This window comes from Galbibacter sp. BG1 (genome assembly GCF_013391805.1).
In the GTDB taxonomy this organism is placed as follows: domain Bacteria; phylum Bacteroidota; class Bacteroidia; order Flavobacteriales; family Flavobacteriaceae; genus Galbibacter.
This window is the reverse complement of the sequence record NZ_CP058364.1, coordinates 1,564,272-1,587,625: the sequence shown is the minus strand read 5'-3', so window position 1 is coordinate 1,587,625 and position 23,354 is coordinate 1,564,272. Positions and strand designations below refer to the sequence as shown.

At 38.3% G+C, this 23,354-nt stretch carries 21 protein-coding genes; 8 read left to right on the top strand and 13 right to left on the bottom strand.

What is annotated here, in order from left to right; genetic code table 11:
- Positions 1 to 3: 3 nt before the first annotated feature.
- The 7 genes from HX109_RS07040 to HX109_RS07010 form a co-directional block, all read right to left on the bottom strand.
- Complete coding sequence (locus HX109_RS07040; protein WP_255462814.1) at positions 4 to 963, bottom strand: tetratricopeptide repeat protein; 960 nt, start codon at positions 961 to 963, stop codon at positions 4 to 6.
- Complete coding sequence (locus HX109_RS07035) at positions 953 to 2,002, bottom strand: VWA domain-containing protein (protein WP_178954096.1); 1,050 nt, start codon at positions 2,000 to 2,002, stop codon at positions 953 to 955. Before HX109_RS07035 ends, HX109_RS07040 begins: the two co-directional genes overlap by 11 nt.
- Before the next feature lie 9 nt (positions 2,003 to 2,011).
- Positions 2,012 to 3,013 (bottom strand): vWA domain-containing protein, encoded by a 1,002-nt coding sequence (locus tag HX109_RS07030; RefSeq protein ID WP_178950583.1) that lies wholly within the window; start codon positions 3,011 to 3,013, stop codon positions 2,012 to 2,014.
- A 2-nt stretch (positions 3,014 to 3,015) separates the two neighbouring features.
- Positions 3,016 to 4,677: a BatD family protein gene (locus tag HX109_RS07025; RefSeq protein ID WP_255462812.1), complete on the bottom strand. Its 1,662-nt coding sequence runs from the start codon at positions 4,675 to 4,677 to the stop codon at positions 3,016 to 3,018.
- 4 nt (positions 4,678 to 4,681) lie between these two features.
- Positions 4,682 to 5,548 carry a DUF58 domain-containing protein gene (locus HX109_RS07020; protein WP_178950581.1) on the bottom strand — a complete coding sequence of 289 codons (867 nt, stop codon included), beginning with the start codon at positions 5,546 to 5,548 and terminating at the stop codon, positions 4,682 to 4,684.
- Positions 5,549 to 5,624: 76 nt separating this feature from the next.
- Entirely contained in the window at positions 5,625 to 6,626 is a 1,002-nt protein-coding gene (locus tag HX109_RS07015; protein ID WP_178950579.1) for an AAA family ATPase, read from the bottom strand.
- A 152-nt stretch (positions 6,627 to 6,778) separates the two neighbouring features.
- The gene (locus HX109_RS07010; protein ID WP_178950577.1) at positions 6,779 to 7,849 is read right to left on the bottom strand and encodes a DUF4382 domain-containing protein; all 1,071 of its coding nucleotides are present in this window, start codon (positions 7,847 to 7,849) and stop codon (positions 6,779 to 6,781) included.
- A gap of 181 nt (positions 7,850 to 8,030) precedes the next feature.
- Between HX109_RS07010 and HX109_RS07005 the strand changes: the two genes are divergently transcribed.
- From HX109_RS07005 to HX109_RS06995, 3 genes are all read left to right on the top strand, one after another.
- The gene (locus HX109_RS07005; RefSeq protein ID WP_178950575.1) at positions 8,031 to 8,894 is read left to right on the top strand and encodes an aldo/keto reductase family oxidoreductase; all 864 of its coding nucleotides are present in this window, start codon (positions 8,031 to 8,033) and stop codon (positions 8,892 to 8,894) included.
- Between the two features lie 235 nt (positions 8,895 to 9,129).
- Complete coding sequence (locus tag HX109_RS07000) at positions 9,130 to 9,888, top strand: SDR family NAD(P)-dependent oxidoreductase (protein WP_178950573.1); 759 nt, start codon at positions 9,130 to 9,132, stop codon at positions 9,886 to 9,888.
- A gap of 65 nt (positions 9,889 to 9,953) precedes the next feature.
- Positions 9,954 to 11,090 carry an ATP-binding protein gene (locus tag HX109_RS06995; RefSeq protein WP_178950572.1) on the top strand — a complete coding sequence of 379 codons (1,137 nt, stop codon included), beginning with the start codon at positions 9,954 to 9,956 and terminating at the stop codon, positions 11,088 to 11,090.
- A gap of 50 nt (positions 11,091 to 11,140) precedes the next feature.
- On the opposite strand, the gene HX109_RS06990 is transcribed toward HX109_RS06995, so the two are convergent.
- Entirely contained in the window at positions 11,141 to 12,085 is a 945-nt protein-coding gene (locus HX109_RS06990) for a carbohydrate kinase family protein (protein ID WP_178950570.1), read from the bottom strand.
- Positions 12,086 to 12,138: 53 nt separating this feature from the next.
- Between HX109_RS06990 and HX109_RS06985 the strand changes: the two genes are divergently transcribed.
- On the top strand, positions 12,139 to 12,870 hold the full coding sequence (locus HX109_RS06985; RefSeq protein WP_178950568.1) for a metallophosphoesterase family protein: 732 nt from the start codon (positions 12,139 to 12,141) through the stop codon (positions 12,868 to 12,870).
- A 76-nt stretch (positions 12,871 to 12,946) separates the two neighbouring features.
- Here the strand turns inward: HX109_RS06985 and HX109_RS06980 are convergent, their stop codons facing one another.
- Together HX109_RS06980 and HX109_RS06975 are read right to left on the bottom strand one after the other, a co-directional pair.
- The gene (locus HX109_RS06980; protein WP_178950566.1) at positions 12,947 to 13,441 is read right to left on the bottom strand and encodes a hypothetical protein; all 495 of its coding nucleotides are present in this window, start codon (positions 13,439 to 13,441) and stop codon (positions 12,947 to 12,949) included.
- Positions 13,442 to 13,465: 24 nt separating this feature from the next.
- On the bottom strand, positions 13,466 to 14,386 hold the full coding sequence (locus HX109_RS06975) for an OmpA family protein (protein ID WP_178950564.1): 921 nt from the start codon (positions 14,384 to 14,386) through the stop codon (positions 13,466 to 13,468).
- A gap of 320 nt (positions 14,387 to 14,706) precedes the next feature.
- Between HX109_RS06975 and HX109_RS06970 the strand changes: the two genes are divergently transcribed.
- Positions 14,707 to 15,696 (top strand): acyl-ACP desaturase, encoded by a 990-nt coding sequence (locus HX109_RS06970; protein WP_178950562.1) that lies wholly within the window; start codon positions 14,707 to 14,709, stop codon positions 15,694 to 15,696.
- A 76-nt stretch (positions 15,697 to 15,772) separates the two neighbouring features.
- Here the strand turns inward: HX109_RS06970 and HX109_RS06965 are convergent, their stop codons facing one another.
- Positions 15,773 to 17,326, bottom strand: coding sequence for an aldehyde dehydrogenase family protein (locus tag HX109_RS06965; RefSeq protein ID WP_178950560.1), 1,554 nt, complete (start codon positions 17,324 to 17,326; stop codon positions 15,773 to 15,775).
- 233 nt (positions 17,327 to 17,559) lie between these two features.
- Between HX109_RS06965 and HX109_RS16385 the strand changes: the two genes are divergently transcribed.
- Both HX109_RS16385 and HX109_RS06955 read left to right on the top strand, forming a co-directional pair.
- Entirely contained in the window at positions 17,560 to 19,905 is a 2,346-nt protein-coding gene (locus HX109_RS16385; RefSeq protein WP_178950558.1) for a TonB-dependent receptor, read from the top strand.
- 21 nt (positions 19,906 to 19,926) lie between these two features.
- Entirely contained in the window at positions 19,927 to 20,955 is a 1,029-nt protein-coding gene (locus HX109_RS06955; protein ID WP_178950556.1) for a PepSY-associated TM helix domain-containing protein, read from the top strand.
- Between the two features lie 17 nt (positions 20,956 to 20,972).
- Here HX109_RS06955 and HX109_RS06950 read toward each other — a convergent pair whose 3' ends face one another.
- Positions 20,973 to 21,518: a 3-hydroxyanthranilate 3,4-dioxygenase gene (locus HX109_RS06950; protein WP_178950554.1), complete on the bottom strand. Its 546-nt coding sequence runs from the start codon at positions 21,516 to 21,518 to the stop codon at positions 20,973 to 20,975.
- An 88-nt stretch (positions 21,519 to 21,606) separates the two neighbouring features.
- On the bottom strand, positions 21,607 to 22,107 hold the full coding sequence (locus HX109_RS06945) for a CAP domain-containing protein (RefSeq protein WP_178950553.1): 501 nt from the start codon (positions 22,105 to 22,107) through the stop codon (positions 21,607 to 21,609).
- A 141-nt stretch (positions 22,108 to 22,248) separates the two neighbouring features.
- Between HX109_RS06945 and HX109_RS06940 the strand changes: the two genes are divergently transcribed.
- Positions 22,249 to 23,316 (top strand): isoaspartyl peptidase/L-asparaginase family protein, encoded by a 1,068-nt coding sequence (locus HX109_RS06940; protein WP_178950552.1) that lies wholly within the window; start codon positions 22,249 to 22,251, stop codon positions 23,314 to 23,316.
- Positions 23,317 to 23,354 lie beyond the last annotated feature (38 nt).

The window sequence follows — 23,354 nt, the reverse complement described above, 5'->3', positions numbered from 1 at the left end:
ATCTTACCAATCTTTTTCAGATTTTATAGGTGCTCCTTTTACTTTTTCAGCATTTATTTTATCCTGCACTTTCTTTTCTTCATTGTTCATTGCCTCCAAGATATTCTTTATTTGCTGTGGAGATAACTGATTGGGTCGAGGCTGTTGCTGCTGCTCTTGAGGTTTATCTCCAGGATTTTGTTTTTGTTCGTCTGGATTGTTTTTGCCCTCATCCTGTTTTTCATCTTCCGGATTATTGCCTTCTTCATCCTTGTTATCCCCCTTGTTTTCGTCTTCTTTATCCCCTTGATCATCCTTTTTATCCTCGCCTTCGTCCCCGTCTTTTTTATCTTGTTGATCTTGGTTGTCTTTATTTTCGTCTTGATTATCTTGATTGTCTTTATCCTGATCTTGGTTTTCGTCTTTATTTTGATCCTGATTATTTTTATTTTCTTCTTGTTGCTTTTTCAACAATTCTTTCGCCAACGCCAAATTGTAGCGGGTTTCCTCATCTGTAGGATCGTTTCTTAATGCTTCTTTATAAGCCTCTACCGCTTTTTGGTATTCTTTATTTTTCATAAAGACATTGCCCAAATTATGGTATGCTTTGTGCCTGTCTTCTTTAGATTCCGCTGTGGTCCCTGCTTCCTTGTATCTCATAAAAGCCTCCCCCATACTTTCTTCTTTATAGTAGACATTGCCCAAATTATATTTGGCCTGCGCATTCTCGTTACTTTTAGCAATGGCTTTTCGATAAGATACCTCAGCTTCTACTTTATTATTATCTTCCTGCAAAGCTTCATTCCCTTCAAAAGTATATTCTTTAGATTCTGAAAGCGCTTTGGCTTTTGCTTTTTCAAGTGCTTCAGAATCCTGTGCCTTTGTTTCAGAAATTGAAAAAAGCCCCAAAATAGCTAAAAAAACCATTTTAAAAGTGGTCTTGATGCTTTTAGTACTAAAAAATATGTCGCTTTTATTTTTCATTTTTTTCTTTCTCGTTAAACAAGTTTAATCGCTGAACCCAAACTGTTTTTCTTTCCAACAGGAAAATATCTAAAAACAACAACAAAATTGCAGCCGCCACAAACCATTGAAACTGATCTTTAAAATCGGCATACTGCTTGGATTCAAATTCAGTTTTTTCCATTTTATTGAGCGTCTCGGTAACAAAATCTACCACCTCTTCGGTATTGCTTCCATTAATATATTCTCCATCTCCTTCTCTGGCAATGCCGTTTAACATGTTCTCATCGAGCTGTGTGATAACCACCTCTCCATTTTGATCTTTTTTGTAGGAATCTATAATTCCATTTACCCTTATGGGAATTGGTCCTCCCTTAGCGGTTCCCACACCAATTGTAAAAATTTTAATTCCTGCCTCCCTCGCTTTTTCTACTGATTCTATAGCCATATCGGAATGATCTTCCCCGTCGGAAATTAAAAACAATACTCTATTGGTTTGGTCTTGATCGTCGTAATACGTGGTGGCCAGATCGATAGCTTCATTAATAGCTGTTCCTTGGGAAGACATCATGTCTGTATTCATACTTTGAAGGAACATTTTTCCTGCCGAATAATCGGTAGTAATTGGTAGTTGCGGGTATGCTTGGCCTGCGTATGCTATAATTCCAATACGGTCGCTCGCCAGATTGTTTATAATTTCTGAAACGATGCGTTTTGCTTTTTCCAACCGGTTGGGTGCAATATCTTCCGCAGCCATACTTTTAGAAACATCGATAGCAAAAACAATGTCTACCCCTTCGCGCTTAACTGTTTCAAGTTTTGTGCCAATTTTAGGGTTTACCAAGGCAATTGCCAAACAAGCGAGCGCCAGCATTATTAAAATAAGCTTTACAACCGATTTAAAAGTGGATCGGTTGGGGCTCAATTTGTCCAACAATTGTGCATCAGCAAAATTCTTCTGCGTTCTTCGTTGCCAAAATTTAAAAGCTAAGAACAACAACAGCAATACCGGTAGTAAAACCAGTACGTAGAAATATATTTTTTCGTCTAATTGATATATATCCATAGCTTATACAAAACTTCTAAAAACAGTGTATCTTAATAAATATTCCAACAACAACAATCCGCATGCCAATAGGGCAAACACTCTAAATTTCTCTTCGTAGTTGTAATATTTAAACTCTTCGATATCGGTTTTTTCCAATTTATTTATTTCGTCGTAAATCTCCGAAAGCTTCTCATTATTGGTAGCCCTAAAATATTTACCTCCTGTTTTATCTGCAATATCTTTAAGCAACACCTCATCTATCTCTACCTTGCTCATACCATATCTAAAACTGCCATCTGGATTGTAAGCTATAGGCGACAATGCCATACCGTTGCTCCCCAAACCAATGGTATATGTTTTTATACCGTATTCAATAGCCAATCCTGCAGCGGTTTGTGGCTCTATAAATCCGGAATTATTTACTCCATCGGTCAACAAGATAATTACCTTACTTTTTGCCTTGCTATCCTTCAGTCTATTAACAGAAGTTGCCAGTCCCATCCCTATGGCCGTTCCATCTTCCAACTGCCCGTATTTAATATCGTTTAGTGATCGAAGTACAATAGCCTTATCGCTCGTAATTGGTGTTTTGGTAAAACTCTCCCCCGAATATACCACCAAACCAATACGATCGTTTACCCGCTCTTTAATAAATTCTGAAGCCACTTTTTTAAGGGCATTTAACCTATTTGGTTTTAAATCGCGTGCCAACATACTTGAAGAAACATCGATAGCCATTACAATATCGATCCCCCTTGTGGTTTTGGTTCTTGTTGATATATCTTCTGTTTGCGGTCGCGCCATGGCCACAATTAAGGCCGCCAAAGCTAGCAAACGCATAATAAACAATCCAGGCCTTAACTTTGCTAAAATAGATGGCGATCCCTTAAAACCTTTTATGCTCGATATTTTTAAAGAAGCTGTTTCTTTTTTACGCTTAAAAAAATACCATACAATAGCTACCGGCAATAATAAAAAGAGCCAGAAAAATTGTGGGTTTGCAAATTGTATATTTTCAAACATAATTAGCTTTCCGTTTTAAAATCTATAGAATTGGTAACACGCTCAACAATCTCCTTTGCATAATTATCATCCTGCTCGTATACCATAATTACCTGTTGAAAACCTCCATTTTGTACAAAGCTTAGAATAACATAAGCTTCTTCCTTTGTTTTATTGGTTTCCGGACTTTCTATTTCAAGGGTTCCAAAAACTTTATTTCCTTCTTTTCCTGTGGGGGTTGTTAACTTTTCTTGCTTCACCACCATATTTTTAGCTCCCGCTTTTTCTACTTGATCCAAGGCAGCATCAATAGCTTTTTTTGCATCAAAATCGGCTTCCTTTTTATAGGTAGCCACACTGGCCCTAATGTAAAAATTACTTCCCATGTCCCCATAGGAAAACGCTTGGTTACTGCTAGTGCCCGTCATCGCATTGGAGGGTGCTTTCTTTTCCCGTCGTAAAACTTCTGGGGTTTCTAAATAAATTGCAGGATATCCGTAAGAACTCCCCACCCATTCTTGTTCCAATAAGGATTTGGTAGGGTGGCCAAACACACTATCTTTTATTGTATTGAACCCATATTTATAGGTAAAAATTCCACCTACCACCAACAGAACTGTAATTCCTGCGGCTATGGCATACTTAATTTGCCGTTGTTTTTTCTTCCGTTTAAATTCTTCTACATACTCTTCCTGTTCCATTAGCTCCTCTTCCGTAGGCTCTGGAAGCGCTTCTTTGGTTTTTACCACGATCTGCTCGATGGTTTTTCGGTCGCGGTTAATTATGGAGTTTTCGGGAGTGGATTTTGCAAATTTTACCAAATCGGCCGTTTGCAATACGTTTTTAAACTGTTTAATGGTTTCATCGTCAATCTTTAAACTTCCCGAATCACGCAGCATTTCCATTTTCAAAATCAACTCATCGGTCGTGCTTTCCAATGCACTGATATGCGCATCTTCCTCTAAATAAGAACGTACGATATTGGTAAGCTCTGAGTAGTATTCTTTATATTCTGACTGAATTAAATATTTAGATTCATCCAGCTTTTTTAATTCAGCCAAGGCTCGATCATACGGTGGCAATAAAGCTATTTTTTCTTCTTCTGTAAGCGGTTTTTTTCTGAAAACGAACCAATACAGCAAACCTCCTACCAACGCCGCAAGCAATAATCCTCCCAACAGCCATTTCCACCAATTTCCCATAGGTTTATCTACCGTTGCCAAACCTTTAATATCATACATTTTTTGTTTGGTGGTGTCTACTGCCACTGTATTCACTTCTATTCGTAGGGAATCTGTAAAATAGGGTTTATTATTCACCATTATTTGTTGCCGTGGTAAGGTATAACTTCCCGAATCGAATTGTGTTAAGGCATACCTTTTTATGAGGTTGATTTTATCATTCTTGGCGAAGGTATCTGTAGGAAAAGCTTCCACCACTTCTAATGGCATAAACGTTTGCCCTTCAGGAAAAATAACTTGTGCGGTGGAGTCGGCTTCCACTTCAACCTTAAAATTAATTTGTTCCCCAATTTTAATTTCCGTAGAATCAACAGAAGATTTTATGGTAGGCGTGGTTTGTGCGAAGGAGAATTGTAAACAACCCACAAATAAAAGCAGCATCCAATTTCCCGCATTCGCCAGAACTGATTTTTTAAACTCTTTATTTTTATAACAATCAATCATTCGTCTAGCCTCTTCTTTTAAAATATCCCAATAGTTTTTTTACGTAACTTTCGTCTACCCGGCTGCTTATTACCCCTGCTCCACTTTTGCTGAAATTATTTTGAAAGTAGCTCACTCTATCCAAATAATATTTAGCATATTCGTTACGAACGGATTTAGACTTTGTATTTACCAACATTAACTCTCCAGTTTCGGCATCTTCCATTTGTACAAAACCAATGTTCGGCATGCTTTCCTCCTTTTCATCGTATACTCTAATCCCGGTAATATCGTGTTTGTTGGCGGCAATTTTTAGGGCGTGCTCGTAGTTATCTGCCATAAAATCTGATAATACAAAAGCGATTACCTTTTTCTTACTCACACTCGACATAAATTTAAGGGCACCGTTAATATCGGTGTTCTTCTTTTCGGGTTTGAACTCCAGAAGTTCCCGGATGATTCGCAACACGTGGAAACGCCCTTTTTTTGGCGGTATGTATAATTCTATTTGATCTGAAAATAAAATCAGTCCGATTTTATCATTGTTCTGCATGGCGGAGAAAGCCAAGGTTGCAGAAATTTCGGTGATGATATCTTTTTTAAACTGATTGGAGGTTCCAAAAAATTCAGATCCACTTACATCCACGAGAAGCATCATGGTGAGTTCCCGTTCCTCTTCAAAAACCTTAATAAATGGTTCGTTGTAGCGTGCCGTTACGTTCCAGTCGATATTCCTTACATCATCCCCAAATTGGTAGTTACGAACCTCGCTGAAGGTCATTCCCCGACCTTTAAAGGTAGAATGATATTCCCCGCCAAAAATGTGGTCGCTCAACCGGCGGGTTTTAATTTCGATTTTTCTAACCTTCTTTAGTAGTTCTTTAGTATCCATTTTTCGATTTGAGATTTAAAATCTAAGAATTGTAGTGCAACACTAGCAACTCTATTTTTTTTGACCTTCTAAAATCCTATGGTACTTCTATTTCGTTTACAATTTTGTTGATGATTTCTTCGGGAGTGATATTTTCTGCTTCCGCTTCATAGGTAATCCCAACCCTGTGCCTTAACACATCGTGTACCACGGCGCGCACATCTTCTGGAATTACGTAACCTCTTCTTTTTATAAAGGCATAACATTTGGCTGCTGTTGCCAAATTAATACTCCCCCTTGGAGAGGCTCCAAAACTGATTAAAGGTTTTAAATCGGATAAATTATATTTCTCAGGATAACGCGTAGCAAAAATAATGTCCAGAATGTACTTCTCGATTTTCTCATCCATGTACACCTCTCTTACAGACGCCTGAGCTCTTAAAATTTGGTCTATGGAAACTACTTGATTTACTTTATTGAATTCGCCCTTAAGATTGGCACGAATTATAAGTTGCTCTTCGTTTAATTTTGGGTAATCAATAACCGTTTTCAACATAAAACGGTCTACCTGTGCTTCCGGCAACGGATATGTACCTTCTTGTTCTACCGGGTTTTGAGTGGCCATTACCAAGAAAGGTTTTTCCAGTATAAAAGTCTCATCACCAATAGTAACTTGTTTCTCCTGCATTGCTTCCAAAAGAGCAGATTGTACTTTTGCAGGTGCACGGTTAATCTCATCCGCAAGGACAAAGTTGGCGAAAATAGGTCCCTTTTTAATGGAAAAGTCGTTTACCTTCATGTTATAAATAAGTGTCCCCACCACATCGGCAGGTAAAAGGTCTGGAGTAAACTGCACACGGCTAAAACTTCCGTGCACTGCCTTTGCCAAGGTATTAATAGCCAGCGTTTTTGCCAACCCAGGAACCCCTTCCAAGAGTATATGTCCTTGTCCTAAAAGACCAATCAACAATCTTTCTACCATGTGCTTTTGCCCAACAATAACCTTATTCATTTCTAAGGTGAGTACATCGATAAAAGCACTTTCTTTTTCTATTTTTTCGTTAATAGCGTTAATATCCAACGTAGTATTTTGCTCCATTTATGTTAATTTTTTGAGGCATCAATATAACACCATCTATAATAGGACGCAAATTGAAAATTAATTTAGACTGTCGCTGTTAACAATTGGTTAAAAAATAAAGGGCACCCAAAAGATTAGGGCACCCTTAATATATTTTTACGGATTTTTAACTATTCAAAGGTAATATCGCCAAGTGCAGTAGCTTCTCCTTCAACCACTTCCACCTCAGCAATTTCTTTTACACCAAAGGCAGATCCCTCTGCTGGAGTTAAAGTAAGTGTATAAGTTCCAGCAGGAACATTTTCCAGTATAAACATATTTTCTTCGTTGGTAACGGCAGAAACCGTTTCTTCACCAACCATAATAGAAGCTGTTACCGCAACATCGGCATTTATTACAGTTCCCGTAATGTTTCCTCCGGAAATTTCCATCAATTCTACAGTACCAACATCGGCAACCGCTCCGTTTTCTACCACTACACCTTCAACCGTTGCATTGGCCAAACCAGATTCTTCTTCTGGAGTAAGCATTACATCGTAGGTGCCAGCAGGAACACCGTTCAGTACAAATATCCCTTCGTCATCTGTGTAAGTGGTTATGGTATCTTGATCTGCCACTACCCAAGCCAATACTTGATAATCGGTTGGGGTTACCGCTCCCATAATTTTTCCAGAGTTGACTTCTGTACTTGCATTTATTACAGGCTTTAAAATATATTTTCCTGAGTTTCCAGCACTCACAACCGACTTCTCAGCATCAAAATCCAAGGTAATCTCGTAAGTATATCCACCTTCAATTTGAGCATCATCAAACTTTAACTTTAGTCCAGATTGCTGTGCGCTTGGAGTGTCTAAAGCAAACTCTTCTCCGTCTACCACTACCGAATTCTCATCGCCTAGCACCAAACGCATTTGCTTAATTTCCCCTTCAGGTATTTCATTATCGGCTAACACCACGCTGGCACCACCGGTAAGCTCCAGCAAATCGTAAACTCCAGCTTCTATCTCACCAATGCTTTCCCACCCACCTTCTTCATCGTCGGACCTGTTGATTAACACATCTTGAATATCTACATTTACTTTTTCGTAATCGCCAGGAGCATCTACCAATTTCACCATTACTCTGGCCATATCATCCGATGGCATATCATTACCGTTATCGTCATCGCTACAACTTGCCACCAAAACCAAGGTGGCCAGTGCCATACATGCAATTTTTGATAGTTTTTTTAGTTTTTTCATAAATAGGTTTATTTATTATTAATGTTTATTTATTGGAACTTCTTGCGCAAGAGGTTCTAATTATAGATACGCCCCTCTAACATTTTTTAGATGTTAACAAGTGTTAATATTTAAAAATCCTTTTATTGTGTTAAACGGTTACTTTATTTTTCGTTACTAAAATAAACCAATCCTATTTTAAATGAAATTTTCCAACATCATTGCCGGCACTATGACCTGGGGCAGCTGGGGTAAGTCGCTTAGCGCAAGAGACATGAAGGATTTAATTCTTCATTGTGTCGGGGAAGGAATAACCACTTTCGACCATGCCGACATTTACGGAGGATACACGACCGAAAAAGAATTTGGACATGCTTTTAAGGCTTCTGGTATACCACGGAAAGCAATTCAGCTAATCTCGAAATGTGGTATTCAGTATATTTCAGAAAATCGTAAAAACAACATCAAACACTACGATCTTTCTAGAGATTACATTTTGTGGTCGGTAGACGAATCGCTCAAAAATTTGCAAACCGATTATCTAGATCTATTGCTACTCCACCGACCCAGCCCCCTTATGAAGCCCGACGAAGTTTCCGAAGCCGTTAAGCAATTAATAAAACAAGGGAAAATTAAAGATTTCGGACTTTCCAATTTTACCCCTTCGCAGACTGAATTGATTCGGAGCAAAACGGAAGTCTCTGTTAATCAAATAGAGTTTTCCATCACTCATTTTGATGCCATGCTGAATGGAGACCTGGATTATATGATGTTAAATAACATTAAACCCATGGCTTGGAGTCCGCTTGGAAGTATTTTTAAAACCAGCAACGACCAAACTTTACGTATAAAACACAAACTTTTTGAGTTTATTGAAAAATACCACGCCACCGCAGATCAACTTTTATTGGATTGGATTTTAAAACATCCGGCGGGAATACATCCTGTTATTGGAACCACCAACAAAGAGCGCATTACCAATTCAGTAAAAGCTTTAGAAATCGAACTCGATCGGGAAGATTGGTTCTCATTGCTGGTAGAAAGTCAGGGGCATCGCGTACCGTAGGAGGTTTCGAGTTTAAAATTTAAGGTTTTTATGTGTTAATCAGTCATTTCAATCCAACCATTAGGGAACTGGGAGAGATCAAGTTGTGTAACGGGAACGTATCTCCCTTCCATAGGCATGACTCAAAAATCGTGCTTACTAAACACTGCTTACTTTTTAACACAAACATCTACCTAACCCTGTTAACAGGATAATTATTTAAACAATGACTTCGTATCTTTATAAAAAATTAACGATGGATAAAAAGACTGCACTTATAACCGGCGCTACGAGTGGAATAGGAAAAGCAACTGCGATACTATTTGCTGAAAATGGTATTAATCTAATTCTCTGTGGAAGAAGAAAGGATCGACTGGATACCCTTCAGCGCGAGCTTTCAGAAAAAGTAAAAGTACATTATCTTTCTTTTGATGTCCGTAATAAAGAGGCTGTTTTCAATGCTATAAATTCAATCCCTTCAGAATTTAAAAACATCGACATCCTTATAAATAATGCTGGAAACGCCCACGGATTGGCACCTATAGACCAAGGCGAAATTGACGATTGGGACGCCATGATGGATATTAATGTAAAAGGGCTTCTCTATGTTTCTAAGGCTATCATCCCAGGAATGGTAGCAAGAAAAAAGGGGCATATTATCAATATTGGTTCCACAGCAGGAAAAGAAGTATACCCCGGAGGCAATGTATACTGCGCCAGTAAACATGCGGTAGATGCCATTAACCAAGGAATGCGTTTAGACCTGCATGCAAAAGGAATAAAAGTAGGTGCTATAAACCCGGGCTTGGTGGAAACCGAATTTAGCAAGGTGCGCTTTAAAGGTGACACTGAAAAAGCTGATAAAGTTTACCAAGGATACACCCCCCTTACTCCAGAAGATATTGCAGAAATTATCTATTTTACGATTAGCAGACCGGCTCATGTTAACATTGCAGACCTAATAGTAATGCCGAGCGATCAAGCCAGCAGCACCATAGTAAATAAGACCGAATAGAACTTTATCTAAAACCCTTTTTAGTTTCCGCAGTACTTTTTATCTTTAGAGTCAATTGAAACTCAATGATTAATAAACGTTTGTTGGTAAAAAATCTACTCGCCCATAACGACGAGAACAGTTTTTATGACAAAAAGCGATTTATTAATATTGGCGATAAAGAAGGAAAGGCAAAGTTTATAAAACACATTTGCGCTTTGGCGAATTCCAACCCAAACAATAACGCATTTATTGTGGTTGGGGTAGAAGACGAGGATAATAGCATTGTAGGTGTCGATTTTTTCGACGATAGTAAAATTCAGAATCTTGTGAATGCCTATATCGACAATGCTCCCCTGGTTTCGTATGAAAACATTTATTTTCCGCAACTACCGCCAGGAAAAGTGGTGGGTTTGGTAACCATTAGATCGACGGGCAAATTAGCAGCACTAAGAAAGAATATTTGGAAATATTGGGGCGGAAGCGTTTTTTTTAGGGATGGCAGCATAAGTATGCCCAAAGTTTTTGATATTGAAATAAAAGACACCAACTCCTCCATTGTCGGGGAAATAGAACAGCATGCCAAAAACAATATCGAGCTTACACTAGATGGCGTGGTTAACTTTATTAACGAAACCCATGCCGATCTTGAATCCAATTACAAGGTTTTTAAAGAACAATTTGTGGTTTGCTGGGCGGGGAATATTAAAAAGGTAAACGATAAAGTTTACTTCTCCCGGGTAGATATTGAATTGATAAACGAGCAGGTAAAACTTTTTTATTCCGCTTTAGATGAAGTAGAAATAAGTTATACCGAAAACACTTTCTCAATTACTGAATATGTTAAACTAGGCCTCAATAACAACAAAAAATTCTATCCGCTGGAAAAGGTTGAAATTCAATTTAACGACAATGGAACTTATTCAATAGACAGCACCTTGATCTTCGAGCCTCCTCAATACGACCGTAAAATGCTCTACCATATTTTTAACACCAACAATACCATTCTGGAAAAGCTCAAAAAAGGTCTTCCGCTCAATAATCGTGATGAAAAAGACTTAAAGAATATTCCGGCGACGCATCTTATTTGTTATTTAAACGGATTCATGGGTGCAAAACAGATGCTGGAAGATTATCGATGGTTTGTAAAAGAACATAATATCGATGTGTATAACTCCCTAAAAGAAGCATTACGCATATTAAGGAAGGTGCAGTATTCGTAGTTTGGGTACAGCCATTTATTTTCAAAAAAGGTTAACTTAGAAATAAAATGCTACAATCCCAAGTCTTCGGCATAAGGTAAGGACTCTATAGCCCCAAATTTAGTAGTCGTATGGGCGCCTGCTTTATTGGCAATAACTACCATATCCTTAAGCTTTGTAAAGTCGTTAAGAACTTCTTCGACAGCGTTTAATTTAGAAACTAAATACAAAAAACATCCTACAAAAGCATCGCCAGCGCCGGTAGTATCTATGGCTTCTACCGAAATACTTTCAATAATTGCATTTTCCTTTTTACTGCTTAAAAATGTCCCTTTGCTCCCTAAGGTAACTGCAATAATTTTTACTCCCAACTCATGTAAAAATCTACATGCGTCTAGGAGGTTATCCTTTTTAGATATTAAAAGCGCCTCTTCTTCACTAAACTTCCCAAAGTCTGCTTTTTGAATAAATGGCATACACTTTTCAATAAATATAGCATCACGTTCTTTCCATAAGTCTGCCCTGTAATTGGGATCGAAACTTATAAAAGCCTTACGGGCAATGGCATCTTCTAAATAATTTTCATAAGCCTTTTCTATACTACCGCCCAAAAAACAAGTAGCGGCACCAAAATGTACAATTTCATTTTCCAGCTTATCACCCAAAGACTTATTGTAAATTAGTTCCTTATCTGCCCCACGATTAAATACAAAATCCCGCTCGCCATTATCTGCTATGGAAACAAATGCCAGAGTAGTAAAAACTTCCGATCGTTGTAAGTTTTCAATCCCAACATTATTTTTTTGAAGGGTTTCTACTAAAAAATCTCCAAAAGCATCCTGTCCTACACATCCTACAAATTCGCTTTTCCCTTTAAGCCTAGCTATGGCAGTAGCGACATTGGCCGGGGCACCACCTGCTTTTTTGGTAAATTGGTTCGCCTTACTTAAATCAGCTCCTTGATTCTCCCCAACAAAATCGATTAACAATTCTCCAATGCAATAAACTTTTTTCATTCCCAATCTTATATTGTAATTTCACATAAATATACTTTAAAAAAAGTGATTTCATGACAAAAAGGACATTGGTAGTTGGCGATATACACGGTGCTTTCCGTGCATTAGAGCAAGTTTTAGAACGTGCAAAAGTTACCGAAAAAGACACCCTTATTTTTCTAGGTGATTATGTAGATGGCTGGAGTGAAGCCCCCCAAGTAATCCGTAAGCTTATAGAACTTAACGACACCAATAACTGTGTTTTTATTAAAGGGAACCACGACGCCTTGTTTTTGGAGTGGCTCACCGAAAAAGCAGATAACGAAATGTGGCTATATCACGGAGGAAAAGCTACCGTGGAAGCTTATGAAAACCTCAACGAAACTGAAATAAATATCCATAAGCGATTTTTAGAATCGCTAAAAAATTATCATTTAGACGGTGATAAACGACTTTTTGTGCATGCAGGCTTTACAAACCTACATGGCGTAGAAAGGGAATACTTTCCTGAGATGATGTATTGGGACCGTTCCTTATGGGAAATGCTTTTGGCGATGGACAAAGATTTAAAAGAGCAGGACGAAAACTATCCACAACGTTTAAAGCATTATAAAGAAATCTATATCGGGCATACGCCGACCATTCGGGTTGGGGAGACCACCCCTGTAAACATCGACCGCGTTTGGAACATGGACACCGGCGCAGCCTATAAGAGTCCGCTTACCATTATGGATATAAACACCAAAGAGTTCTGGCAAAGCGACAACGCCAATGAATTATATCCCGACGAAAAAGGAAGAAACTAACTCCAAAATAAAATCGCCTTTACCATAGATGTGTAAAGGCGATTTCAAATTTCAGTTGGTTAGCTCTTTAGGTCGGTTATTTTCCGCCTTTTAATTCATCTTGCCAAGCCTTCAGTTTAATCCACTTTCCTTCGTACGCCAATTTTGCCTGTTCTGGCCACGTTTCGGGACGGTGTATATCGAAAGCCTTCCCACCAGATTTTAGAACTTCGTAGCATTTCTCTACACTACAATCAGATAATTCTTTCCATGTTTTTATACCCTTTGCATGAAACAAAAGTTCTATTTTCGGTCCTATTCCCTCCACAATTTTTAAATCGTCTTGTTTGATTTTTTTCCCGAAAGCAGATTTTGCCATAGCGGCATCAAAAGGTATTAAATGAGTAGTTACTGTATCTTTTCTGGCCAGTTTAGCTCTACAATCGGCCAAATCTGAATCTAATTTATCATATTTTTTTTGCCAAGCTTCAATTTCTGAAGAATGATCTCCAGCGGAAAGTTTCCCTAACAAATACCCCAATACGGCACAAACGACACCTACAATTAATGGAATGATTAAACACCAGTTCATATATAAAATTTTAGTTGATTAGTTCTATTTTATGGTAATTACGGTTCTTCTATTTTCGGCTCTTCCCTCTGCAGTATTGTTGTTTGCAACAGGCTCATTTTGACCTTTGGAAACGGTTTCTATATTTTCTGCTGAAATGCCATTTCGCACCAAATAAGCTTTTATAAACTCCGCGCGATCCTTCCCTAATATCATATTGTTTTCAGCATTTCCTGTGTTATCGGTGTGTCCATAAATTACTACAGAAATATCATCCACTTTATCCAAAGCACGCACAATATCCAAATACCGCTCCCGCTGTTCTTCCGTTAAATTTATAGTACTTTTACCCGTTTCAAAATATAAAACAATCGGCTGTTCTTTAATTCGGCCTACAACCTCTTCGGCATTTTTAAATCCGGCATCTTCAGTGATTACTAAAGAAACAGGTCCGACCAAAACATCACGGTATTCAGATAATGGATCCATTTCCTTTCCGTAGGTGTTAATTTGTTTTGCTGAAATGCCTTTAGCAACCAAATGGTTTTTTACGGCATTGGCACGTGCATATCCCAAGTTTGGAAAAGCGGAAGTATTTTCTTCCCGTGCCTCGTAAAAACCTGTAATTTGTACGTTTTTATTACTAGATAGATATTCCTTAACCTGCATCACTCCTTTATCAACCCCTGGGCCTAGAGGTCTAATGATTATGAAATCTGACTCGTGAAAATTAAAATTATCGTTGGATTTATAGGAAAAGCTTCCCGTACTATCCACAATTATTAAAGGGTTAACTACTGGAGCGTTCTTCTTATCCTCGACGACCTCTTCATAATCTTCCTTTACAGATTCTATATATTCCTCTTCAATGGTAATGGTTTCTGTTTGCTCGCAGCATAAAATCCAATTAAAAAAAGAACCGATAATAATAGTGATTATGATAGCTACAAGATATACCGATTTCATAAAATAGGACTTTGGTTAGCAGTGTGTTACCTTCAAATTTAACAAAAATTTTAAATTTCAACACTATCCAGCTAGAAAACTTTATATCAAGTCTTTAGAATTCAGCTAAAATTATAGGTAAAATCATAGTTTATTCGTATCTTTAAGATACTACCAACTATTGGCCCATTAGGGCCGTTTAAAAAAAGCTTTTTATATTTAAAAATTCTATTTTCGAAATAATTGTCCGTTGGGATATTTCAAATACTAAAATTTCTACAAAGTATTCGTAATTAGTTCAAAGAAACACGATATTTACAGCGTTATAAAACCAGAATGTTATGTCACTACACAATATTAGACTTGAAGTAATGCGCACCATAGAAAAGAGAGTCGATTCTTTTCTGGAGGAATATCTTATACCCGCTGATCAAATTTGGCAGCCTACCGATTTCCTTCCCGATTCCCAAAGCGAGAATTTTTATGAAGAAATAAGAAAGATTCGCGGCGAAGCCAAAGAGTTAGGTTACGATTTTTGGGTGGTTCTTGTTGGAGATACCATTACAGAAGAAGCCTTACCAACTTACGAATCTTGGTTGATGGACGTAGAAGGTGTAGACCAGCACGAACGTAATGGATGGTCTAAATGGGTTCGCCATTGGACTGCTGAAGAAAACCGTCATGGCGATGTTTTAAATAAATACCTCTATTTGGCCGGAAGGGTGAATATGAAGGAAATTGAAAAAACCACGCAGCATATGATTGCCGATGGATTTGATATCGGTACCGGAAGGGATCCATATAAAAACTTTGTTTACACTTCCTTCCAAGAGTTGGCAACCAATATATCGCATAAGCGAGTGGGACAATTAGCTAAGAAGAAAGGCAACCCGATGCTGGCTAAAATGTGTAATATTATTGCAGGGGATGAAATGAGACATCACCTCGCTTACAGGGAATTTGTAAAAACAATTTTTGAACACGACCCGAGTGAAATGATGATTGCTTTTGCCGATATGATGAAAAGAAAAATCGTAATGCCAGCACAATTTATACGTGAATCTGGAGACCATATTGGTAGTGCCTTTGAAAATTTCTCAAATGCAGCACAGCGATTGGGTGTTTACACCACCTTCGACTATATTAATATTTTAGAGCGATTGAATCAATATTGGGAAATTGATAAAGTAAGGGAATTAAATGACAAAGCTGAAAAAGCAAGGGAATATTTGGTAAAACTTCCTGAGCGTTTAAAGAGAATCTCAGAGCGTATGGCTGTACCACAAGATCCACATACTTTTAAGTGGGTGGAAGCCAACGGAGTTTTATAAATTTAGAACCACAACCATATAAAAAAAGTCCTGCTGAACGTTCAGCAGGACTTTTTTACTTTTGATATTTTGTAACTTAAAGGTCGAATTTTATTCCTTGCGCCAAAGGAAGCTCGGTAGTGTAATTTATGGTGTTGGTTTGGCGTCTCATATAGATCTTCCAAGCATCAGAACCGCTTTCACGGCCTCCACCCGTTTCCTTCTCCCCGCCAAAGGCACCTCCAATCTCTGCACCACTGGTACCAATATTTACGTTGGCAATTCCGCAATCAGAACCTTGGTGTGATAAAAAACGTTCTGCCTCCCTTAAATTATTGGTCATAATAGCAGAAGACAATCCTTGTACGACCCCATTTTGTAGCTCGATTGCATTTTCTAGATCTCCTCTATATTTCATAAGATACAATACCGGCGCAAAGGTTTCGTGCTGTACAATTTCATAATCGTTTTTAGCTTCTGCAATTGCCGGCTTTACGTAGCAACCACTTTCATAACCTTCACCTTCCAATACACCGCCTTCAACCAAAATAGTTCCACCTTCTTCTTTCACTTTATCAATGGCATTCAAATAATTTTCCACAGCATCTTTATCTATTAAAGGCCCTACATGATTGTTTTCATCCAATGGGTTTCCTATTCGAAGTTGTTTGTAGGCATCTACAATGGCATTTTTTACCTGATCGTAAATAGCCTCGTGTACAATAAGTCGACGCGTAGAAGTACAACGTTGACCACATGTTCCAACAGCTCCAAAGACGGCTCCAATAACCGTCATTTTAATATCTGCATCTGGAGTAACAATTATGGCATTATTACCGCCAAGCTCCAAAAGCGATTTTCCTAAACGCGCCGCTACTGCCTGTGCCACAATTTTACCCATTCTTATGGATCCTGTAGCAGAGACAAGGGGCACGCGTTTGTCATTCGTAAGCATTTCCCCCACTTTATAATCTCCAGTAACTAAACAGGAGATCCCTTCGGGCATATTATTTTCTTTTAAAACATAGGCAATTAGTTTTTGGCAAGCAACAGATATTAGAGGGGTTTTTTCTGAAGGTTTCCAAACACAAACGTCTCCACAAACCCATGCTAATGCCGTATTCCATGACCAAACAGCAACAGGGAAATTAAATGCAGAGATAATTCCCACCACTCCCAATGGGTGGTATTGCTCATACATTCTATGCCCTGGCCTTTCAGAATGCATGGTAAGTCCGTGCAACTGTCTGGAAAGACCAACGGCAAAGTCGCAAATGTCTATCATTTCCTGAACTTCCCCCAACCCTTCTTGATAGGATTTCCCCATTTCATAAGAAACCAACTTCCCTAAGGGCTCTTTATATTCACGCAATTTTTCCCCGAACTGTCTAACAATTTCTCCTCTTTGGGGCGCGGTTACTTTACGCCATTCTTTAAAAGCCGCTGTGGCCGTTTCCATTACTTTTTCATAGTCAGAAGCGGTAGTTTGGGTAACCTTTCCTATTTCTTGGCCATCTACAGGTGAGTAAGATGTTAACTCCGTACCGGAAGCAAACCAATTGTTCCCGGTTGAACTCCCTAAGTTGCTTTCTTCGATTCCTAATATGTCTAAAGTTTCAGCTATAGCCGAATTCTTGGTTTGAATTGTCATATTTATAACTTTTTGATTCTATTTTGTTTCAACAGTAACGAAAATACAAATTCTTTGCTAAAAGACGTGTACTATTTCAAATTTCTGAAAATGAGGTGGATTCCCCTAGAGCTATGTAAAGAAAAGGTGAATTTTTCAAAAATATTTAAAATTTAACACCTGTGACTTTGCAAGTCTAAGGGTAAAATTTACTTTTGCGCTTTATTTATAAGAAATCTAAATAAAAATAACTTATGCGACTTCTACTCGTCTTTATGATCTTAGCTACTGGAATTATAAAAGCCCAGCAGCCACTTATTAAAGGTACCATTACCGATAAAAATCAGGATCCTATTCCTTATGTTAGCGTATCTATTAAAGGAACTTCCATTGGAACTACTTCCGACGAAAAAGGAAACTACCTTCTGAACTTAAAGGAAGAAGGTACATTTGAAATTGTTTTTTCCGCCATAGGATATAAATCCATTGAAAAAGATCTTGACCTACAAAATGGTAACGTTGAGACCTTAAATATTACTTTACAAGAGTATTTAGAGCAATTGAATGAGATTGTAATTACCTCCAACCGTACCCGTGAAACTCTAGACGAGGTTCCATCTTCTGTTTCTGTGCTTACTTCAAAACAAGTTGAAAATTTATCGCAAACCAGCAATTCGGTGGCAGATATTTTAACGGAAGTTCCAGGAATTTCCCTTAGTACCAACCAAACAAGTAATACCGGGCAAACCCTCCGCGGACGAAATATGCTAATTCTTATTGATGGAATCCCGCAATCGACTCCGCTAAGAAGTGGTGGCCGCGATATTAATACAATTGACCCCAGCACTTTGGAAAGAATTGAAGTGATAAAAGGCGCGACCGCTATCTATGGAAATGGTGCAGATGGTGGGATTGTTAATTACATTACCAAAAAAACAGAAGAATCCAAGCCATTTGAAAGTTCCACCACCGTGGGAAGTACAGGTTCTTTGGTAGACATAAGCAATACTGTGGGTGCAAATGTTGTTCAAACTTTCTCTGGAAAAGTCAACAAGCTTGGGTATGTAGCCAGTGGAAGCTTTAGACAAACTGGCGTTTACAAAGATGCCGATGGCGTTATAATGTCGCCTTTCTACGGCTTGGGCGAAACGAGTCAATACAGCTTATTCGGGAAATTTAACTACGAAATAACCGATAAGCAAACCGTAGAATTGATGTATAACTACTTCAGCAGCAACCAAGACACGCAATACGTGGCAGAGCTGGGAGAATATGGCGTTACTCCAACAATTGGGGTCTTGGGGGAAGACCCAGGGGAAGATCAAGGGAACCGCTACAACCACAATGCACAACTTACATATGATTACGAGCAAATCTTTGGAAAAACAGATCTTCGTTTAAATTTATATTATCAAGATTTTAAAACCGTTTATGGTTACTCCGATTTTTTCTACGACCCTTCGTTAGGGTTTGATGGCGGACAGTCGTCCATTCTATCCACAAAAAAAGGGGCGCGTTTCAATTTAAAAACACCGTATTCCTTTGGTGCGGTAAACGGTTATGTACTTTATGGTTTCGATGTATTGAACGATAACACTTCCCAGGAATTGGTAGACGGAAGGCTATGGGTTCCAAATATGGATATGACGAACCTGGCGCCCTATGCTCAATTTAAAACACTGTATAAAGATTTTGTTTTTAAGGCTGGAATCCGATTTGAAAACATAAGAATTGATGTCCCCGATTACACCACAATTACTACTTATAATGAAGGTGAAACTACTCCAAACGGTGGAGGCGTTGCTGTAGATGGTGGTAAATTGGATTACAATGCAACTGTATTTAATCTTGGGCTACGTTACAATAAATGGAGCGTGTTTAAGCCTTTTGTAAGTTTCTCACAAAGTTTTTCCATTGCCGATTTGGGGCGTACCCTTCGATCTGCCACAGAAAATACGGTAAGCGAGATTAACTCTGAAGCGGTAATCGCCAATAATTATGAAATAGGAGTGAACTCGCAGCTTGGAAAAACCAGATTGAGCGGTGCCTATTTTATAAGCACATCAGAACTGGGTTCTACTTACCGAGAAACGCCAAGCGGGGTTTTTGAAATCGCAAGACAACCTGAAAAGGTATACGGCTTTGAGCTTTCATTGGATACACCATTAATGGATAACCTAAACTTTGGAACTTCCTTTTCTTATGTGGAAGGTAAATTGGACACGCAGGATAATGGTGATTATAACCAGTACATGGGCGGGGATAGAATCCCTCCGATAAAAATTGTTTCCTATCTTTCCTACCGATGGAAAAAACGATTGGACACTAGACTATCTTACACCTATAGTGGAAACCGAGACCGTTTTGAGGATAACGAAAATGGCGACTTCAGCTACGGCCAAGGTCCCGTAAACAGCTTTAATGTGTTAAATCTAACCACCAATTACCAACTTACTCCAAGTACAAGTTTAGGGGTGGGCATAAAAAACCTTTTGAATGAAGATTACTACAATCTTATCTCTCAATGGGCTGCACGAGATTCCAATTACATCAAGGCAAATGGAACACAGTTTAACGTATCTCTTACCGTAAACTTATAACCGTACATTATCCCTCAAAAAGTGAAAAATCGCACCCTTCTAAAATATCATTCTATTTTTGGCATTTTAGGAGGTGCTTTTCTTTTAGTTTTAGGTATAACTGGTTCTATTTTAATTTTTAATGAAAATATAGATTCGGCGATATTTAAAAAATATGAAGTTGAAAAAACAGGCTCAGCACGAAATATCGATAAAGCGGTTGAAACTATTCAAAAACACTATCCTAACTGGGACACGCGCTTAATTAAATTTAAGGCAGGCCAGACCCTAATTTTTAACCTAAGAAGTCCAGAGGCTAGAAAATACGTCTTTGTTCATCCAGATTCGGGTGATATCATTAAAGAAATAGATGCCAATAGCCATATCACTAAATGGATTTTAAAGCTTCATTATTCTCTGCATGCTGGGGTTGTAGGTAGATTCCTAATTCTCTTCGCAGGAATCGCCTTCTTATTCTCTATCATAACAGGAACCATTCTTTACCGCAAAGTATTTTGGAAAACCTTATTGTTTAAAACCAAACTTAAATGGGATAACAAAAAGAACCGCTATTCGGGATTACACAGGTATGTGGGCGTTTGGGCATTGTTTTTAAATAGCATTATTGTAGTTTCTGGCGTGTTTTTGGCCTACAAAGTGGCAAGTGCAGGATTAAAGCCGGCTAGCAAAGCTGTAACCCCCATCATAAATACCTCCACAGAGTTGTTGCTTACTAAAGCGCAACATGAATATCCCGATTTTACACCTACCTACGTTCGTTTACCTACTTCTGAAAAAAGTAATATGGTGCTCTACGGAATTTTTAAAAATGATCCTTTTTACTACAGCGAATTTTACAACAAATTGGAAGCCGACATTAATACCGGACAGATTGTAAAAGCGACAAAAATTTCTGAAGCTTCCGTGGGCACAAAGCTCGAAAGTATGATAACCCCTTTGCATTTTGGGCAATATGGCGGTTGGCCTATCAAATTTTTATATGCCTTGATCGGACTTTCAGGGCCGTTCCTATCGGTTACTGGTTTTATTATCTGGCTAAAGCGAAAATAGCTTTCAAAAAAATTTCTTTACTGGCCTTCTTCCGCAACAAAACGTTTATCAACAGGCATTACGGTACCACAGTTATTGCAAGTTCGCAATTCTTTGCTTCCGTAGAAATGTTTAAAATGCTTAAGAAAATCCTTTTCAATATCGTTTAACGGAAAATAAACCTCATACAATTTATTATTGCAATTATCGCAAAACCAAAGCAATCCATCTTTCCCGTCTAAGTGGGCACGTTTCCTTTCTACCACCAACCCAATGGAGCCTTCTTTTCTAACGGGACTGTGAGGAACTTTGGCAGGATGCAAATACATATCACCAGCACTTAACTTCATAGTCTGTTTTTTACCATCTTCTTGGATATGAACTTCTATTTCGCCTTCCAATTGGTAGAAAAGCTCTTCGGTTTCGTTGTAATGATAATCTTTTCTGGCATTAGGCCCACCGACAATCATAACAATATAATCATCTGCATCTTTGTATAGATTTTTATTTCCTACAGGGGGTTTTAAAAGATCTCTATTCTCTTCCACCCATTTATTTAAATTGAACGGTTTCTTAACGGCCATGACTAAATTTATTTATCATAAAAATAAACAACTTGCAGCTAAGAATAAAGTGTAAACTTAGATTTGATTGGAAAAATGAAGACAATTTTTATTCTGAATCTATTCGATAGAAAATCTGTGTATAATACAACTTACCATTTTTATCGTTTGCCACACTTACGGAAGTGTGCGTAAAATTGCCCATTATGTTTTTAAGATGACCGGGACTGGTAACCCAACCATTTACAGCTTCCTCAGCCGTTGAATAATCCTTCGCGATATTTTCTGCCACAGCTTGGGCATCGACTAGCTGAGCCAAGGATGAAGCCCTTTCATTGAAATTGTTGTGTTTAAAACTCCCGGTATTTATCATGAACTGCGTTTGCTCTTCCGCATAACTATAGGCCTCTTCGCTAAAAGCCAATGCTTCAAGCCCTTCTTTAATTCGAAAGGCATTCACTATTGTGTGAACATCTTGTTCCACTTCTTTAACGGAAGTTTGTAATAAGGTCTGTTCTACCAAACCTTCATCCTGTATACTTTCGTTCGAGCACGAACTCACGAGCAACAAGGCAATTGCAAATTGAATGAACAAAATACTTTTTCTCATTTATGGAAACGTTTTAAACGCACATGTGTGAGAAATGGGACTCCAAAATGAATAAGTATCTAAAAAGAATGGATACGAGTTGGGAAAGACTTGGGAATAGTCTATTTTAGTACAAGACTCTGTTAAACATAACTCTATTTTATGAAAAAAATTGCATTATTCCTATTCAGTATTTTTATTTTCTCTTCCTGCGAACAGAAAAAAGCAGCGGAAGCCCCCGAAAACACTGCAGAAAAAAAACAAAAAATTAATGAAAATAATTTTGGAATTGTAATTCACGGTGGAGCAGGTACCATTTTAAAGGAAAATATGAGCGATTCCCTTGAAATCGCCTACAAAGAAAAGCTTGAAGAAGCCATAAAAACCGGTTATACTATTTTAGAAAAAGGAGGAACCAGCTTAGAAGCGGTAGAAAAAACCATTAACGTAATGGAAAACTCCCCTCTTTTTAATGCTGGAAAAGGAGCTGTATTTACCAATGATGGCAAAAATGAACTCGACGCCTCCATAATGGATGGTAAAACTTTAAATGCAGGAGCAGTAGCGGGTGTTACAAATGTAAAAAACCCCATTAATTTGGCTAGGGAGGTTATGGCAAACTCAGAGCATGTTATGTTTGCACGGAAAGGTGCTGAACAATTCGCAAAAGAACAGGGAATAGAATTGGTGGACCCCTCTTATTTTTATACTGACAACAGAATGAAATCGCTTAAAAGAGCGCAGGAAAGAGAAAAGGTAGAACTGGATCACGACGACCAAACTGCATTTTACGATCCTTATATTAAAGACGAGAAATTTGGAACTGTGGGTTGCGCAGCACTCGATAAAAATGGGAATTTGGCAGCTGGAACTTCAACTGGGGGAATGACGAATAAGCGTTGGGGCCGTGTGGGCGATGCTCCTATAATTGGTGCAGGAACGTATGCCAATAATAAAACCTGTGCCGTTTCTTCCACCGGTTGGGGAGAATTTTTTATCCGTGGAGTCATAGCCTACGATATTTCTGCCATGATGGAATATGGTAACAAAACCTTACAAGAAGCTGCTAGAACGGTTATCCAGGATAAGCTACCAGAAATGGGCGGCAACGGTGGAATTATTGCCATAGACCACAAAGGAAATGTAGCAATGGAGTTTAATACGGCAGGTATGTATCGGGCTTCCATGAATAGCGATGGAGAACTTTACATCGGTATTTATAACAACTAGAAATACTTCGAAACTCCTCTATTTCCAATACTAAAAAC